Below are 15279 nucleotides of genomic sequence, written 5' to 3'. Positions count from 1 at the left end.
GCTAGCGTCTTCCCAACCCTGGGGGGATCATGACACGCAGGCACTTCGTTCTGTTCCTGGCGGCGCTTTTTCCATGTGCGTTGCCGGTCCATCAATCCGTGGCCAAGACCTTGATCTACTGCACCGAGGTCAGTCCGGACACGTTTGATCCCGCACTCGCCTCCGGCGCCCGCGACGCCTCGGCCACCGCTCTCTACAACCGCATGGTCGAGTTCGAGCCCGGCACCACGAAGGTACGCCCCGGCCTTGCCGAAAGCTGGGAGATTTCCGACGACGGCCTCACCTACACATTCCACCTGCGGCACGGTGTGAAATTCCACAGCGTCGAGGGCTTTACGCCGAGCCGCGACTTCGACGCCGACGACGTGCTGTTCACCTTCGACCGTCAGGCCAACGCTCAGAACCCGTTCAACAATTATGCCAAACGCCAGTACATTTACTTCGACGGCATCGGCATGCCGGATCTTGTCGCCGGCTGGCGCAAGCTTGACGACCATACCGTCGTGATGACGCTGAAGGCGCCGCATTCGCCGATGCTTGCCGACCTGGCGATGGATTTCGCTTCGGTCGTTTCCAGGGAATATGCCGATAAGCTCGTCGCCGAGAAGCGGCTGCTCGACCTGGCGCTGAAGCCGGTCGGGACGGGTCCGTTCCAGCTTGTCGACTACCAGCAGGATGCGGTCATCCGTTACAAGGCCAATCCGGACTACTGGCGCGGCAAGCCGAAGATCGACGATCTCGTCTTCGCCATCACCGCCGATGCCAGCATTCGCATGGAAAAGCTGCGCGCCGGCGAATGCGACCTGATGCCCTATCCAAATCCGGCCGACCTGGAGGCGATCAAGGCGACACCCGGCATCAAGGTCATGCGGCAGGAGGGCCTCAATACAGGATACCTCGCCTTCAACACTTTGCAGAAGCCCTTCGACGATCCAAAGGTGAGGAAGGCGATCGCCATGGCCATCGACACCCAGGCGCTGGTCGACGTCGTGTTCCGCGGCACCGGTGAAGTCGCACGCAATCCGCTGCCGCCGACGTCCTGGGCCTATGACAAGACGAGCCCCGATCATGTCTTCGATCCCGCTGCCGGCAGGCAGGGGCTCGCCGATGCAGGCATCAAGGACCTGCACATGAAGATCTGGGCGATGCCGGTGCAGCGTCCGTATAACCCGAATGCGCAGCGTATGGCCGAAATGATCCAGTCCGACCTGGCAAAGATCGGTGTCACCGTGGAAGTCGTGACGTATGAGTGGACTGAATACCTTGCCCGCTCAAAGTCACGCGACCGCGACGGCGCCATGCTGTTCGGCTTCACCGGCGACAATGGCGACCCCGACAACTTCCTGTCGGTGCCGCTTGGCTGTGCCGGCGTCGGCACCACCAATCGTGCCAACTGGTGTTTTCCGGCCTTCGACGATCTGCTCAAGCAGGCAGCCGGGATCGTCGATCCCGCTGCCCGCGCAAAACTCTATTCGCAGGCGCAAACGATCTTCAGGGAGCAGATGCCGTGGGTCGCTATCGCCCACTCCGTGATCTCGATGCCGATGCGCGAACAGGTGACGGGCTATGTCATGGACCCCTTTGATCACCATGATTTCTCGGGCGTCGATATCAAGGAATAGCGTTCGGTGTCTGCCGCCGATCTCGATGTCTATGTGGAGAGCCTGCGCAATTTCCGACTGGTGCGGAGCTATAGCATCGCGCAGTTGCTGCCTTACCTGGAACAGGCTGGATTGAAAGTGCGCCTGCTCGACCGGCCAGCCGGCCGAGATCGGGCGCCGGTGGCCTTTCTGCATGTCGACCTGACAGTCGTGCCGCCAACGTACCGCGGGCTCGGCCACCTCTACGACCGCACCATCAATGGCCGCGCGCTGTCCATCCACCGGCACCTTTATTCGACACTGAAGCTGGAGGCAGGCGACAGCCACGAGGGGCCGGTTGTCGTCAAGACGGTCCTCAACTCCAGGGGCCGACCAGAGCAGCGCTGGTGGCAGCATCGCAACGGCCTGACCAGGAGCGCGCATGCCATCCGCAAGCTCTTCGAACCCGGCTACAAGGACCGCCTGTGCCCGCCCTATAAGGTCTACCAGACGATCGGCGAGGTTCCGCGGGATGTATGGCGCAACAATCGCCTGATGGTGGAAAAGTTCGCTTTCGATACGCTCGACCTGCCCATCGTCAAGCACCGCTACATGTTCCTGCTCGGTGCCGAGGTCAACATGCGGCAGGTCTACGACGATGTGTTGTGCGCCGGCTCAAAAATCCTGAGCAATGAGGTGGGCGGCGCCGTGCCGCAGGAAGTGCTGGCGGTGCGGCAGCGGCTCAACCTGGACTTCGGCGCCATCGACTATTTCATTGTCGATGGCAAAGGCGTTGTCGTGGATGCCAACAAGACCGTCGGCTCAAACCCTGAATGGCTGAAGAAGAATCGCTTTCGTCAGGAATTCAACGATCGCATGGCTGAGGAACTGATCGCCTTTGTCCGCGGTTGAGCCGGATCACCAGATCCAGTCGCCTTTGCCCAGCACGGAAACCGCCTCGACAATGCGGCTGAAGGAGGCGCGGGCCCGGCCGACCGTGTGCCTGGCCCGGAGATAGCCATGCACCAGCCCCGGCTCCTCGGACCAGCTGGCGTGTCCGCCTGCGGTAAGGATGCGGTCGCGGTAGGCCTCGCCGTCGGACGACAGCGGGTCGCATTGCGCGGTGATCAGCACGGTTGGCGGCAGTTTGGTGAAATCGGTGTCGGCGAGCGGCGACAAGGTGATGTCACCAGTACCGTCAGCGCCGCCGGTGCGGATGTGCTTGTAGAATTCGAGATCGCGCATGGTCAACATCGGTGCTTCGGCGTGCGTGACATACGAGCCCTTCGAACGGTCGCCGCCGAGGCCCGGATAGATCAGCACCTGGCCGATCAGCTTTTTGGCATGGCCACGCGTTGCGTGAGCAACAGCCGCGCAGAGATTGCCGCCGGCGCTGTCGCCGCACAGCAGAATAGGGCGGTCGTAGGTTTTGGCTGCCCATTCGAAGGCACGTAAAGCATCGTCGAAAGCGGCCGGGTGCAAATGCTCCGGCGCCAGCCGGTAATCGATGGAACCCACCTCGTAACCGGTGCGGGCGCAGAGCTCGGCGCAGACATCGTCATGGCTGTCTAGGCCGCCGAGGATGAAACCCCCGCCATGGATGTAGAGCACCATCGCCGCCGTGTTCGGGGTAGCGCTGCGATAGATGCGGATCGGGATGTCGTGTGATCGGTTGGCAATGAAAGTCGTTTCCGCCGTCACACCATTAGGATAGCCGGCAAAGAACTCGCGGCACATCCGGTCATAAATCGCACGCTGCTGGGCGATGGTGTAGTCGATCGTATCGGGCGGGTAATAGGAATTGGTCCGCTCGATGAAGGCCCAGGTCTCGGCATCGATGAGGGTTTTGTAGTCGGTCATGCAGCTCCTTTACCTCCCCCTTGATGGGGGAGGTCGCCGCGAAGCGGCGGGTGAGGGTGGTGGCGCATCACCCCACCCCGGACCTTCGGTCCGACCCTCCCCATCGAGGGGAGGGTAAAGAGGCTACTTCCCCTTCCACACCGGGTCGCGCTTCTCCGCAAACGCCCGGAACCCTTCCATACCGTCCTCGGAGCCATAAAGCGCATCGACCGTCGCCAGTTGCCGGCGCGTCACGCGGTTCATGGCATCCTGGAAGGTCAGCGCCTCGGCCACCCGCGCCGTCTCCTTGATCGCGGCAAACACCAGCGGCGGGCCGCTGGCCAGTAGCCTTGCGACCTCCCAGACGCGGTCTTCAAGCTTTTCCTTGGGCAACACTTCGTTGACCAGGCCCCAGCGATGCGCTTCCGCTACATCCATCCAGCGGCCGGTGAGCAAGAGGTCCATGGCGACGTGATAGGGAATGCGCTTCGGCAACTTGATCGTCGCGGCATCCGCCAGCGTGCCGGCGCGGATTTCGGGCAGCGCGAAGGAGGAATGATCCGAGGCGAAGATGAGGTCGCAGGACAGCGCCAATTCGAAGCCGCCGCCCACCGCCATGCCGTTGACGCAGGCGATCACCGGCTTGTTCATGTCGCGCAGCTCCTGCAGGCCGGCAAAGCCGCCGACGCCATAGTCGCCGTCGACCGCATCGCCACCGGCTGCTGCCTTCAAATCCCAGCCGGCGCAGAAGAACTTGTCGCCGGCGGTCTTGACGATGGCGACGCGCAGTTCCGGATCGTCGCGGAACGCCTTGAAGGTCTCGCCCATCAGCCGCGACGTTTTCAGGTCGATGGCGTTGGCCTTGGGCCGGTCGAGCGTGACCTCGAGGATGGTGCCCTCGCGGCGAGTCGAAATGACGTCAGACATTCTTCTTGTCTCCCAGCACCAGCAGCGCGTCGGCGATCCAGGCGCCCTTGCCCTCGGCGCAGACGATCAGCGGGTTGATGTCGAGTTCCTCGATCTCTCCGGCATTCGTCTGCACGAAGCCGGCAATGCCCGCGATGGCGTCGATGGCAGCGCCGATATCGGCCTTGGGCCGGCCACGATAGCCGTCGAGCAGCGGAAACAGTTTGAGGCCACGCAGGGCGGCCTCGATGTCGTCGCGCGTCGCCGGCAGCATGAGCGTAACGCTGTCGCGCAACAGTTCGACCAACACGCCGCCGGTGCCCAGTGTCATGACCGCGCCGAACATCGGATCGCGGGTGAAGCCGACGATCAACTCGGCAACGCCGTCGCGCACCATGCGTTCGACATAGAGGCCGGTGCCGAGCGGCAGCAGATCATGCGCGGCCGTGCTGACCGATTCGGCGTCTTTCAGATTGAGCCGCACCGCGCCGACTTCCGACTTATGGGTGACGCCGAGCGCCTTCAGCGCCACCGGGAAGCCGAGCGCCATGGATGAGATGACGGCCTCGACAGCGTTAGCGGCACGTTCTGCCTTCGGCACCGGCAAGCCGGCCTTGATCAGCCGCGCCTTGGCTTCGGCCTCGTCAGGGGTGGCATGATCGCCGCCGGCAGCACCGGCAGCCGATGTGTCGATCGGCTGCGCCTGCGGCTCGGCCCAGGCCCAGCCGATGAAGGCCGCCGCGCCTGCGGCATCCATGGCCTCGGAAATACCGAACAACGGCACCATGCCGCGCGCCATCAGCTCGGCGGTGTATTCCTCCGGCAGGTTCTCCGGCAGCGAGGAGACGATCGCACCATGCGCCTTGTTGGTCTTCAGCGCCGATTCGAAGGCGCGCAGCGTCGCCCACCAGTCGGTGACCGAGCAGCGGTCGGGGCGCGGGAAATCGAGCACCAGCATGTTGAGGTCGAAACCACCCGACACCATGGCGGTGAAGGTGGCGGTCATCGCCGGCTCGTTGTTCCAGATGAAGGTGTGATAGTCCAACGGGTTGGCGACGGCGACCAGCGGCCCGAGCGTCGATTTGACATGGGCGCGGTGCTTGCTGGTGAGCTCCGGGAAATTGACCCAGCGCCCTTCGGCGCTGTCGGCCATGACGGAGGCTTCGCCGCCGGAGCAGCTCATCGAGGACAGGCGGTAGCCGGGCAGCGGCCCGGTGACATGTAGAAGCTTCAACGCCTCGATGAAGGCGGGGATAGAATCGACGCGCGCAATGCCGAGCCGCCGCAGGAAGGCGCCCGAGGCAGCGTCCGAACCGGCCAGCGATGCCGTGTGCGAGACCGTCGCCTGCCGCGCCTGTTCGGAGCGACCGACCTTCATGGCGATGATCGGCTTCTTCAATTCGCGCGCGCGCGCCGCCAGCTTCTCGAAGCCGGCTACCGAATCGAAGGCTTCGATGTGCAGGCCGAGCGAGGTGACGCGCTCATCCTCGATCAGGCCGAGCGCCATTTCCGACAGGCCGGTCTGCGCCTGGTTGCCGGCGGTCATCAGGAAGGCGATCGGCAGGCCGCGCTTCTGCATCGTCATGTTGATGGCGATGTTGGAGGACTGGGTGATGATGGCGACGCCCTTGGCGCCTTCGGGCAGCCTGATGCCGCCATGCTGGTCGGGCCATAGCAGCGCGCCATCGGCATAGTTGATCAGGCCGTAGCAGTTCGGGCCGATGATCGGCATCTGGCCCGCGGCAGCCACCAGTTCGGCCTGCAGCCGCTCGCCGTCATCGTCATAGGCCTCGGTCTCGAGAAAGCCCGCGGCAAAACAGACGGCGCCGCCGGCGCCGCGCTCAGCCAGCGCCTTGATTACCTCGATGGTGAGATGCCGGTTGACGCCGACAAAGGCAGCGTCCGGCGCGTCGGGAAGGTCGGCGACCGAGCGATAGGCCTTGCGGCCGGCGACCTCGTCCTTGTTCGGATGCACCGGCCAGATTTCGCCGGCAAAGCCCATCTTGATCGATTGCGCGACGACGGCAGCGGCCTGCGCCCCGCCGAACACGGCGATGGATTTTGGACGCAGGAGACGTTCAAGCTTATGCATGGTTTATGCCCCGAACGGGCGCAGCAGCGCCCGCGAAATGATGTGGCGCTGGATTTCCGACGTCCCTTCCCAGATGCGCTCGACGCGGGCGTCGCGCCAGATGCGTTCCAGCGGCAGGTCGTCCATCAGCCCCATGCCACCATGGATCTGGATGGCTTCGTCGGCAACGAAGGCGAGCATTTCGGTAGCCTTCAGCTTCGCCATGGCCATGTCCTGGTCGGTGACGGTGCCCTGATCGTACTTCCAGCCGGCTTCGAACACCATCAGGTCCGCCGCCTTCAGTTCCGTCGCCATGTCGGCGAGCTTGAACGACACGCCCTGGAACTTGCCGATCTGCTGGCCGAACTGCTGGCGTTGCGCCGAATATTCGATGGCGTGGCCGAGTGCCCGCTCGGCGCGGCCGAGACAGGTGGCGCCGACCTGCAGGCGCGTGGCGCCGAGCCAGGAATTGGCGACGTCGAAGCCCTTGTGGACCTCACCCAGCACCTGGCTTGCCGGCAGGCGGCAATCGTCGAATTCGAGGATGGCGTTGGTGTAGCCGCGATGCGAGACGTTGCGGTAGCCGTCGCGCACGGTGAACCCCTTGGTGCCCTTGTCGACGAAGAAGGCGGTGATCTTCTTGCGCTTGCCGCGCGGCGTTTCTTCCTCGCCCGAAGCCATGAAACTAATTGCGAAATCGGCAAGATCGGCGTGGCTGATGAAATGCTTGGTGCCATTGAGCACCCAGTCGTCGCCGTCCTGCACGGCTGACGCCTTCATGCCGCGCAAATCGGAGCCGGCGCCGGGCTCGGTCATCGCCAGGCAGTCCCACTTCTCGCCGCGGATGCACGGGAACAGGTACTTTTCGCGCTGCTCGGGCGTGCCGGCGAGCAGGATGTTGGAGGGGCGCGCGACGCAGGTCCAGTGCAGCGCATAGTTGGCGCGGCCGAGTTCCTTCTCGTAGAGCAGCCAAGTCACCGTATCGAGGCCGGCGCCACCGACATCGGCCGGCATGTTGGCCGCATAGAGCCCGGCTTCGATTGCCTTGACCTTGATCTCCTCGATCAACTCGCGGCGCAGCACGCCGGTGCGCTCGACCTCGCGTTCATGCGGGTAAAGCTCATTCTCGACGAAAGCGCGCGTCGTCTCGACAATGAGCTTCTGTTCCTCCGACAGCCCGAAATCCATGGTCTTCAGCCCTTCTTCTTTTTCTTCGGTTTTTCCGCCTTCTTCACCGGCTTGGATGCCTTGGACTTCTCGGCGGCCCTGGATGCGGCCGGCTTCTTCGCCGCCAGCTTGGCCAATTGCCTGGTATAGTCCTTGTGCAAGGCGCCGGCGCCCCAGCCCTTGCCTTTGTTCTGTTTCGACAGAGCATCCATGATCGCGACCAGATTGTCGTCGCGGATCTTTTCCAGTTCGCGGATCGACAGGCCGTGCGCCTGGTCGTCCGACTGGGTGGCGATAAGATCGACCAGCTCGTCGTTGAACTCCGGCACGTCCATAAGCTTGGTCCACGGCCATTTCAGGCACGGCCCGAACTGCGCCATGAAGTGGCGCATGCCGGCTTCGCCGCCGGCGACGCGATAGACCTGGAACATGCCCATCTGCGCCCAGCGCAGGCCGAAGCCATAGCGCATGATGTCGTCGAGTTCCTCGACCGTGCAGATGCCGTCCTTGATCAGCCACAGCGCCTCGCGCCAGGCCGCTTCGAGCAGGCGGTCGCCGACAAAGGCCTCGATCTCCTTGCGGATCACCACCGGCTTCATGCCGATCGATGCATAGATCTCCTTTGCGACCTCGATCGCCTCTGGAAAGGTCTGTTCGCCGCCGACGATCTCGACCAGCGGCAGCAGGTAGACCGGGTTGAAGGGATGTCCGACAACCAGACGCTCCGGATGCTTCTTCATCGCCACCTGCATGTCGGTCGGCTTGATGCCCGAGGTGGACGAGCCGACAATGGCGTTGGCCGGCGCGTAGAGATCGATCTCGGCCAGTACGCGGTGTTTGAGGTCGAGCCGCTCCGGCACGCTCTCCTGGATGAAATCGGCGTCGGCCACCGCCTCGGCGATGGTCTTGGCAAAGGTCAGTCTGCCTTCCCTGGGCAGGCCGCCGGGAACCATCTGCCTGTAGGCGCGGCGCGCGCCCTTCATCACTTCCGAGACCTTGCGCGACGCTTCCGGGTCCGGATCGAAGATCGACACGTCGATGCCGTTGAGCAGCAGCCGCGCCACCCAGCCGGCGCCGATGACACCGCCGCCAATGGCGGCTGCCTTGTTGATGATGCTCATGGTCAGGCTCCGGTTCTTGTCTTGGCGGTTTGAGGGTCGATGAGAGGCACGCGCTCGCCGACGCGGATCACGGAGGGGTCGTAGGTCTTGCGGGCGAAGACTTCGAGCACAAACTGGCGGAAGAATGCGATCGGCAGCGTGTCGTAGTCCGGGTCGAAGCTCGACTGGTCCCAGCGTTCGCAGAACTGGTCGCAATCGTCGAAATAGGCATGGCCGGCGAAGCGGTCGCGAGCATGGCGGTTGCCGCCGAGATGATGCGCGTAATAGAGCCGCTGGAAGTCGCCATGCTTTTCCACCACCCAGGTGCATTGTTCGCGCACGAAAGGTTTCAGGATCGAAGCGGCGTACTCGTCGTGATTGTAGGGAGCGTAGATGTCGCCGATGTCGTGCAGCAGCGCGCAGGCGATCCAGTCGGTGTCGGCGCCGTCGCGCCAGGCACGAGTCGTCGCCTGCAGCGAATGGCCGAGCCGGGTGACCTTGTAGCCGGACAGGCCTTCGTCGAGCTGCACCAAAGCGTCGAGCAGCCGCTCGCCGGTCTTGGCGGCATAGTCGATCTCATGGGCGGTCAGGAACTCGTAGTCTTGCCTGTCGCCATCCTTCATCGCGGTGAATTTGACGGTAGCCATCGTCAACCTCCGCTTAAGCAGCCGCTGCGATCGGCGCCCGCTTGGTCAGGTTGAGCTTCCTGCGCACTTCCTCCGGCCCCAAAATCCTGGCGCCGAGATTGGTGACGATGCTGGCGGCGCGCTCGACCAGCTGCGCATTGGTGGCCAGCACGCCCTTGTCGAGCCAGAGATTGTCTTCGAGACCGACGCGGACATTGCCGCCGGCGAGCACTGCAGCGGCTGCATAGGCCATCTGGTTGCGGCCGATGGCGAAGGCCGACCAGTTCCAGGTCGACGGCACGTTGTTAACCATGGCCATGAAGGTGTTGAGGTCGTCCGGCGCCCCCCACGGCACACCCATGCAGAGCTGCACCAGCGCGTCGGGATTCAAGACCTTTTCTTCGACCAGCTGCTTGGCGAACCAGAGGTGGCCGGTATCGAAGGCTTCGATCTCCGGCTTGACGCCGAGCGCCGTCATCATGCCGCCCATTGCGCGCAGCATGCCGGGCGTGTTGGTCATGACATAATCGGCCTCGGCGAAGTTCATGGTGCCGCAATCCAGCGTGCAGATTTCCGGCAGGCACTGGCGCACATGTTCCATGCGGTTGGTGGCGCCGCCCATGTCGGTGCCTTTTTCATTGAGCGGCAGCGGCGCTTCCGGTGAGCCGAACACCATGTCGCCGCCCATCCCGGCGGTCAGGTTCAGGATCACATCGACTTCTGCCGCGCGGATGCGGTCCGTCACTTCGCGGTAGAGATGGACATCGCGGCGCGGCTTGCCGGTCTCGGGGTCGCGGACATGGCAGTGGACGATGGCGGCACCGGCCTTGGCCGCATCGATCGCCGAATCGGCGATCTGCTTGGGCGAGCGTGGCACATGCGGGGAGCGGTCCTGCGAGCCGCCGGACCCGGTCACGGCACAGGTAATGAAAACCTCACGGTTCATCGCGAGCGGCATGGACATCTCCTCCCCATAGAAACAGACCCTAACAATGACCGACTTGCCGGAAACTGTTTTGCAATTTACGAAGCTCTCGTGATCAAAAGCGAAAAACCGACCATCTTTCGCGCTGAGCGATCGCCGCTCAAGGTGACGCTGCTGGTTTTTTCAGGCTCGTCCATCATGTGCGTGGCGTCGACCGTCGACCCGCTGCGCGCCGCCAACCGCATCTCAGGCGAGACGCTGTTCGATTTCAAACTGGTCTCGGTCACCGGCGAGGCGCCGGTCACCACATGCGGCCTGCCGGTGGCGGTCAGGGGCCGCTTCGATGCGGCCGAGCCGACCGACGTGCTTGTCGTCGTCGCCGGCTTCGGCACCCAGAATTACGCGACATCGGCTCTGCTTTCCGGATTACGGCGAGCGGCCCGCGCGGCTCGCGCCTGCGGCGGCGTCGAGGCCGGCACATGGCTGGTGGCGCGCGCCGGCCTCCTCGAAGGCCGCAGCGCCACCACCCATTGGGAAGACATGGAGGATTTTTCCTCCGCCTTTCCCGGCGTCGACGTGCGTCCGGACCGCTACGTCATCGACGGACCGGTGTTCACCTCGGGCGGGGCGTCGCCGACCTTCGACCTGATGCTGCATCTGATCCGCACCCGGCTCGGCATGGCCGTCGCGCTCGATGTCGCCAGCGTCTTCATCTACGACCAGGCGCGCGCCGCGACCGACGCGCAGCCGCTGGTCTCGCTCGGCCGGCTCGACGGCTACGACCCGCGTCTGGCGCAGGCTATCCGGCTGATGGAATCGCATGTCGACCAGCCGCTGACCATCGACGCGGTGGCAAAACGCGCCGGGGTGACGGCGCGGACATTGGAGAGCATTTTTCGCAAGTCGATCGGCGAGACGCCGGGCGCATATTATCTCAGGCTGCGGCTGGGCGCGGCGCGGCGGCTGGTGGTCGACACGCGGATCGCCATGGCGGATATTGCCGGGCGGACGGGGTTCTCGTCCGCCGCGGCATTTTCCAGAGCGTTTTCAAGAGCGTTCGGCGAAGCCCCGGTCAGGCTGCGCCGAGGTTGATGCATGTCGCCCAAAAGTGTGTCGCGGTTTTGGGATTACGACATGCACAGACAAAGGGAGATCAGGCTGCGTTCTGTCGATCGCTGCCGGCGTCCATCTGCGAGCGCATCTGCCTCGCCAGACGGACTTCAAATCGGCTGCTGACAGCACGATCCCATTCGTTTTTCACGCTGTCGGTCGGCCGCGGCAGCGCCATCAGCCGCTCGATGATCGATCCGGTCTCGCCGGATGAGAGCAGGGCGTCGATTTCGCGTTCATGCTGCATATCGGTTCGCCTCCTTCCTTTTCACCCGCCACAACCGCATCCTTATACGAGATACGTGACGGCAGTTTGAAGGCAAGAGCGAGGTCATTGAGGGGCGCCAAAGGGCAAACCCTTGTCGTCGGATAGGGTCTTGCGCAAACCCCATTCCGGGGCGGCCGGAATGTTATCCAGCCACCCTTGAGCACAACGAATCGGCTTTCCGCCCTCAGACGTAGCGGTTGACGATGTTTTCCAGCAACTCCTGGCGGCCGGAGCGTGGCTGCGGCTCGATCTTCTTCTTCACCACGCGCTCGGCGATGTCTTCCAGCGAGCGCTTGCCCGACAGTATCGCCTTGCCCTCGGCCGTGTTCCAACCGGCATAGCGCTCGGCCAGCGGACCCGACAGCGCCTTGCCCTCGACCATCTTGGCGGCTGCCTTGAGACCTCGTGCGCAGGAATCCATGCCGCCGATATGGCCGATCAGCAGGTCCTGCGGGTCGAGCGACTGGCGGCGCAGCTTGGCGTCGAAATTGGTGCCGCCGGTCTTGAAGCCGCCGGCCTGCAACACCTGGTAATAGGCCAGCGCCATCTCCGGCACATTGTTGGGGAACTGGTCGGTGTCCCAGCCCGACTGGTAGTCGTTGCGGTTCATGTCGATCGAGCCGAAGACGCCGAGCGCATTGGCCAGCGCCAGCTCGTGCTCAAAGGAATGGCCGGCAAGAATCGCGTGGCCCTGCTCGATGTTCAGCTTCACTTCCTTCTCCAGCCCGAAGCGCTTGAGGAAACCGTAGACCGTGGCAACGTCGTAGTCGTACTGATGCTTGGTCGGCTCCTGCGGCTTCGGCTCGATCAGGATCGTGCCTTTGAAGCCGATCTTGTGCTTGTAGTCGACGACGAGACTGAGGAAGCGCCCGGCCTGCTCCTGCTCGCGAGCAAGATCAGTGTTGAGCAGCGTTTCATAGCCCTCGCGCCCGCCCCACAGTACATAATTCTCGCCCTTCAGCCGCTTCGTGACGTCGATGCAGCTTTTCACCGTCGCCGCCGCATAGGCGAAGACATCCGGATCGGGATTGGTGGCGGCGCCCGACATGAAGCGGCGGTTGGAGAACAGGTTGGCCGTGCCCCAGAGCAGTTTGACGCCGGTCTTCTTCATCTTGGCGGCAAAATAGTCGGCGATCTCGTCGAGCCGCGCGGCACTTTCGGAGAAATCCTTGCCTTCCGGCCGCACGTCGGCGTCGTGGAAGCAGAAATAGGGCGCGCCGAGCAGCGAGAACATCTCGAAGGCGACGTCGGCTTTCAGCTTGGCCAGTTCCATCGTGTCGACGCCGCCAGCCTTGGGAAACCAGGGCCGGTCGAAGGTCTGGCCGCCAAAGGGATCGCCGCCCGGCCAGGCGAAAGAATGCCAGTAGGCGACGGCGAAGCGCAGATGGTCTTCCAGCCGTTTGCCGGCCACCACCTCGTCGGGATTGTAGAAGCGGTAGGCCAGCGGATTGGTGGAATCCGGCCCCTCATACTTGATCGCTTTGATGTCGCCGAAAAATCCGCTGCTCATGATTTCTGTCCTCTCTCGAATAGTTCACCCTGATTACCTCAGGCGTAATTGGTTTCGCTCTCGCTTGGGGTGAAAAGCCTCGTGTCAAAGCCACTCAACGAAGGAGACAGACCATGACCGACCTCAATACGATCGCCCAGAACTACATCACCGCCTGGAACGAGGCCGATGCGGATCGCCGTGCCGAACTGCTCAAGGCCACCTTCACCGAAGACGTCAGCTACCGCGATCCGCTCATGCAGGGCGACGGCCACGCCGGCGTTGCTGGGCTGATCGACGGCGTACAGCAGCGCTTCGCCGGCTTCCGGTTCTCGCTGAAGGGTACGCCGGACGGGTTTGGCGACCGCATCCGCTTCTCGTGGAATCTTGGGCCGGAAGGCGTGCCGTCGGTTATCGAAGGCACCGATATCGGTGTTATCGAAAATGGGCGCCTGAAGAGCGTCACCGGGTTTCTGGACAAGGTGCCGGCGCAGTGATCGATTAAGGGTGGCGCGAGACACCCCCCTCTGCCCTGCCGGGCATCTCCCCCGCAAGGGGGGAGATTGGCTGGCATCCACGCCTTCGCTAATCACCCACCTTACAAGACTGGCATACCCGCCGACGCTGCCGATCTCCCCCCTTGCGGGGGAGATGCCCGGCAGGGCAGAGGGGGGTGCCTCGCGCCGACTCACGCGGTCATGCCTTTGATCGCCGGGTATAGCGCCCGGTAGCGCTGGTACGCATCGGCATACGCCCCGCCAAGCGCAGCATCCGGCTCGATCGTCGCATCCGTCCTCGGCGCCGTGCACACCGCCAGCGGATCAGCCCCTGTCGCCGCGATCAGACCAAGCCTCGCCGCGCCAAAGGCAGCACCGAAATCGCCGTCGGCCGGAATGTCCACGGGCACCTGCAGCGCCGTAGCGATCGCCTTCAGCCAGTAGCGCGAGCGCGAGCCGCCGCCGATTGCCGTCACCCGCGTCAAATCCGTGCCGGCGGTCTTCAAGGCTTCGAGACTGTCGCGGAATGCGAAGGCGACGCCTTCAAGCACGGCCTGCGTCAGCACCGCGCGGCTCGACTCATGCGCCAGTCCGGTGAAGGACCCACGAATGGCGGAATCATTGTGCGGCGTGCGCTCGCCCGAGAGATAGGGCAGGAACGACACCCCGCTCGGCGCTTTCAGCACATCGCCAAGTTCGGCGGTCAATTCGCCGGCCTTCTTGCCTGAAATCTCCGACAGCCAGTTCAGCGAATCGGTCGCAGACAGGATGACCCCCATCTGGTGCCAGGTGTTGGGCAGGGCATGGCAGAAGGTGTGCACCGCGCTTGCCGGATTGGGCAGGTAGGAAGCGTTGGCGGCAAACAGCACGCCAGATGTGCCCAGCGACACAAAAGCGTGGCCGGCGCCGACCGTGCCCATGCCGCAGGCTGAAGCCGCATTGTCGCCCGCGCCACCGGCCACCGGGACGCCTGATGCTATGCCCCAGTTGGCGGCCAGTTCGGCGCGCAAGGCTCCGGCCTTCTCCGTGCCTTCGACCAGCGACGGCATCTGCCTTTCGTCGAGCGATGTCGCCGCAAGCAATTCGGGGGACCAGCGCCGCTTGCCGACATCTAGCCAGGAGGTGCCGGCGGAGTCCGACATTTCTGAGATATGCTCGCCGGTCAGCCAGAACCGAAGGTAATCCTTCGGCAAAAGCACTTTTGCAACCTTGGCGAAAACCGCGGGCTCGTTGTTCTTCACCCAGGCGAGTTTCGGCGCCGTGAAACCGGGGAAGACGATGTTGCCGGTGAGTTGGCGAAAGTGCGGGTCGGCATCGAGCGCCGCGGCCTCGGCGTGACTGCGCGTATCGTTCCACAGGATGCAGGGGCGCAGCACCTGGTCGCCGGCATCGAGCAAGGTGGCGCCATGCATATGGCCGGAAAGGCCGATGCCCTTGACCGCGGCAAGCTCTTTCGGGTGCGAGGTTTTCAGCTCGGCGATGGCCGTCTCGCAGGCGCGGATCCAGTCGGCGGGGTTTTGTTCGGACCAGCCGGGATGCGGCCGCGATACGTCAAGCGAAGCATGGCCGGAGCCGATGATCTTCTGCCCGGCATCGATCAACAGCGCCTTGACGCCCGACGTGCCGAGATCGAGGCCGAGATACATGCATTCCTCCCATTGCCATTAATTTTTTCGGGTCTCGAAAAAATCTGGCTTGCCA

Annotated in this window: 14 protein-coding genes; 4 read left to right on the top strand and 10 right to left on the bottom strand. The window is 63.7% G+C overall.

The features are described 5' to 3' along the window. The first annotated feature begins 29 nt into the window (after positions 1 to 29). Together NKI37_RS11545 and NKI37_RS11540 are read left to right on the top strand one after the other, a co-directional pair. The gene (locus NKI37_RS11545) at positions 30 to 1622 is read left to right on the top strand and encodes an ABC transporter substrate-binding protein (RefSeq protein ID WP_352790241.1); all 1593 of its coding nucleotides are present in this window, start codon (positions 30 to 32) and stop codon (positions 1620 to 1622) included. Positions 1623 to 1628: 6 nt separating this feature from the next. Beyond that, positions 1629 to 2492 (top strand): hypothetical protein, encoded by an 864-nt coding sequence (locus NKI37_RS11540; protein ID WP_352790244.1) that lies wholly within the window; start codon positions 1629 to 1631, stop codon positions 2490 to 2492. A 6-nt stretch (positions 2493 to 2498) separates the two neighbouring features. Here the strand turns inward: NKI37_RS11540 and NKI37_RS11535 are convergent, their stop codons facing one another. From NKI37_RS11535 to bcoG, 7 genes are all read right to left on the bottom strand, one after another. Beyond that, positions 2499 to 3440 (bottom strand): alpha/beta hydrolase, encoded by a 942-nt coding sequence (locus NKI37_RS11535; RefSeq protein ID WP_352790246.1) that lies wholly within the window; start codon positions 3438 to 3440, stop codon positions 2499 to 2501. A 123-nt stretch (positions 3441 to 3563) separates the two neighbouring features. Continuing rightward, the gene (locus NKI37_RS11530) at positions 3564 to 4346 is read right to left on the bottom strand and encodes a carnitinyl-CoA dehydratase (RefSeq protein WP_023696923.1); all 783 of its coding nucleotides are present in this window, start codon (positions 4344 to 4346) and stop codon (positions 3564 to 3566) included. Beyond that, entirely contained in the window at positions 4339 to 6417 is a 2079-nt protein-coding gene (locus tag NKI37_RS11525) for an acetate--CoA ligase family protein (RefSeq protein ID WP_023738059.1), read from the bottom strand. The genes NKI37_RS11530 and NKI37_RS11525 overlap by 8 nt, the downstream gene beginning before the upstream one ends. 3 nt (positions 6418 to 6420) lie before the next feature. After that, entirely contained in the window at positions 6421 to 7584 is a 1164-nt protein-coding gene (locus NKI37_RS11520) for an acyl-CoA dehydrogenase family protein (protein ID WP_023668860.1), read from the bottom strand. A gap of 5 nt (positions 7585 to 7589) precedes the next feature. Beyond that, positions 7590 to 8684, bottom strand: coding sequence for a carnitine 3-dehydrogenase (locus NKI37_RS11515; protein ID WP_023742555.1), 1095 nt, complete (start codon positions 8682 to 8684; stop codon positions 7590 to 7592). Between the two features lie 2 nt (positions 8685 to 8686). After that, positions 8687 to 9310 (bottom strand): HD domain-containing protein, encoded by a 624-nt coding sequence (locus NKI37_RS11510; RefSeq protein WP_352790250.1) that lies wholly within the window; start codon positions 9308 to 9310, stop codon positions 8687 to 8689. Between the two features lie 13 nt (positions 9311 to 9323). Next, a complete protein-coding gene (bcoG, locus tag NKI37_RS11505; protein WP_023668863.1) occupies positions 9324 to 10247 on the bottom strand; it encodes a 3-dehydrocarnitine:acetyl-CoA trimethylamine transferase BcoG in 924 nt (307 codons plus the stop codon). A gap of 78 nt (positions 10248 to 10325) precedes the next feature. On the opposite strand from bcoG, the gene NKI37_RS11500 reads away from it, so the two are divergent. Beyond that, positions 10326 to 11306 carry a GlxA family transcriptional regulator gene (locus NKI37_RS11500; protein ID WP_023668864.1) on the top strand — a complete coding sequence of 327 codons (981 nt, stop codon included), beginning with the start codon at positions 10326 to 10328 and terminating at the stop codon, positions 11304 to 11306. 61 nt (positions 11307 to 11367) lie between these two features. Here NKI37_RS11500 and NKI37_RS11495 read toward each other — a convergent pair whose 3' ends face one another. Together NKI37_RS11495 and xylA are read right to left on the bottom strand one after the other, a co-directional pair. After that, positions 11368 to 11571: a hypothetical protein gene (locus NKI37_RS11495; protein ID WP_352790252.1), complete on the bottom strand. Its 204-nt coding sequence runs from the start codon at positions 11569 to 11571 to the stop codon at positions 11368 to 11370. A gap of 205 nt (positions 11572 to 11776) precedes the next feature. Beyond that, entirely contained in the window at positions 11777 to 13102 is a 1326-nt protein-coding gene (xylA, locus tag NKI37_RS11490) for a xylose isomerase (RefSeq protein WP_352790255.1), read from the bottom strand. A gap of 113 nt (positions 13103 to 13215) precedes the next feature. Here xylA and NKI37_RS11485 point away from each other — a divergent pair, with 113 nt between their 5' ends. After that, the gene (locus tag NKI37_RS11485; protein ID WP_023689938.1) at positions 13216 to 13578 is read left to right on the top strand and encodes a nuclear transport factor 2 family protein; all 363 of its coding nucleotides are present in this window, start codon (positions 13216 to 13218) and stop codon (positions 13576 to 13578) included. A 191-nt stretch (positions 13579 to 13769) separates the two neighbouring features. Here NKI37_RS11485 and xylB read toward each other — a convergent pair whose 3' ends face one another. Further along, positions 13770 to 15224: a xylulokinase gene (gene xylB / locus NKI37_RS11480; protein ID WP_352790258.1), complete on the bottom strand. Its 1455-nt coding sequence runs from the start codon at positions 15222 to 15224 to the stop codon at positions 13770 to 13772. Between the last annotated feature and the right edge of the window lie 55 nt (positions 15225 to 15279).

This window comes from Mesorhizobium sp. M0626, from assembly GCF_040320665.1.
Lineage (GTDB): Bacteria > Pseudomonadota > Alphaproteobacteria > Rhizobiales > Rhizobiaceae > Mesorhizobium.
Note: the sequence above shows the minus strand (reverse complement) of the source record. Positions and strands in the feature narration are given on the sequence as shown.

What these genes read in the sequence shown, in the direction of transcription:
- NKI37_RS11545 (WP_352790241.1), top strand. Translation starts at nt 30, where the DNA reads ATGACACGCAGGCACTTCGTTCTGTTCCTGGCGGCGCTTTTTCCATGT.
- NKI37_RS11535 (WP_352790246.1), bottom strand. Translation starts at nt 3,440, where the DNA reads ATGACCGACTACAAAACCCTCATCGATGCCGAGACCTGGGCCTTCATC.
- NKI37_RS11530 (WP_023696923.1), bottom strand. Translation starts at nt 4,346, where the DNA reads ATGTCTGACGTCATTTCGACTCGCCGCGAGGGCACCATCCTCGAGGTC.
- NKI37_RS11525 (WP_023738059.1), bottom strand. Translation starts at nt 6,417, where the DNA reads ATGCATAAGCTTGAACGTCTCCTGCGTCCAAAATCCATCGCCGTGTTC.
- NKI37_RS11520 (WP_023668860.1), bottom strand. Translation starts at nt 7,584, where the DNA reads ATGGATTTCGGGCTGTCGGAGGAACAGAAGCTCATTGTCGAGACGACG.
- NKI37_RS11515 (WP_023742555.1), bottom strand. Translation starts at nt 8,684, where the DNA reads ATGAGCATCATCAACAAGGCAGCCGCCATTGGCGGCGGTGTCATCGGC.
- NKI37_RS11510 (WP_352790250.1), bottom strand. Translation starts at nt 9,310, where the DNA reads ATGGCTACCGTCAAATTCACCGCGATGAAGGATGGCGACAGGCAAGAC.
- bcoG (WP_023668863.1), bottom strand. Translation starts at nt 10,247, where the DNA reads ATGCCGCTCGCGATGAACCGTGAGGTTTTCATTACCTGTGCCGTGACC.
- NKI37_RS11495 (WP_352790252.1), bottom strand. Translation starts at nt 11,571, where the DNA reads ATGCAGCATGAACGCGAAATCGACGCCCTGCTCTCATCCGGCGAGACC.
- xylA (WP_352790255.1), bottom strand. Translation starts at nt 13,102, where the DNA reads ATGAGCAGCGGATTTTTCGGCGACATCAAAGCGATCAAGTATGAGGGG.
- NKI37_RS11485 (WP_023689938.1), top strand. Translation starts at nt 13,216, where the DNA reads ATGACCGACCTCAATACGATCGCCCAGAACTACATCACCGCCTGGAAC.
- xylB (WP_352790258.1), bottom strand. Translation starts at nt 15,224, where the DNA reads ATGTATCTCGGCCTCGATCTCGGCACGTCGGGCGTCAAGGCGCTGTTG.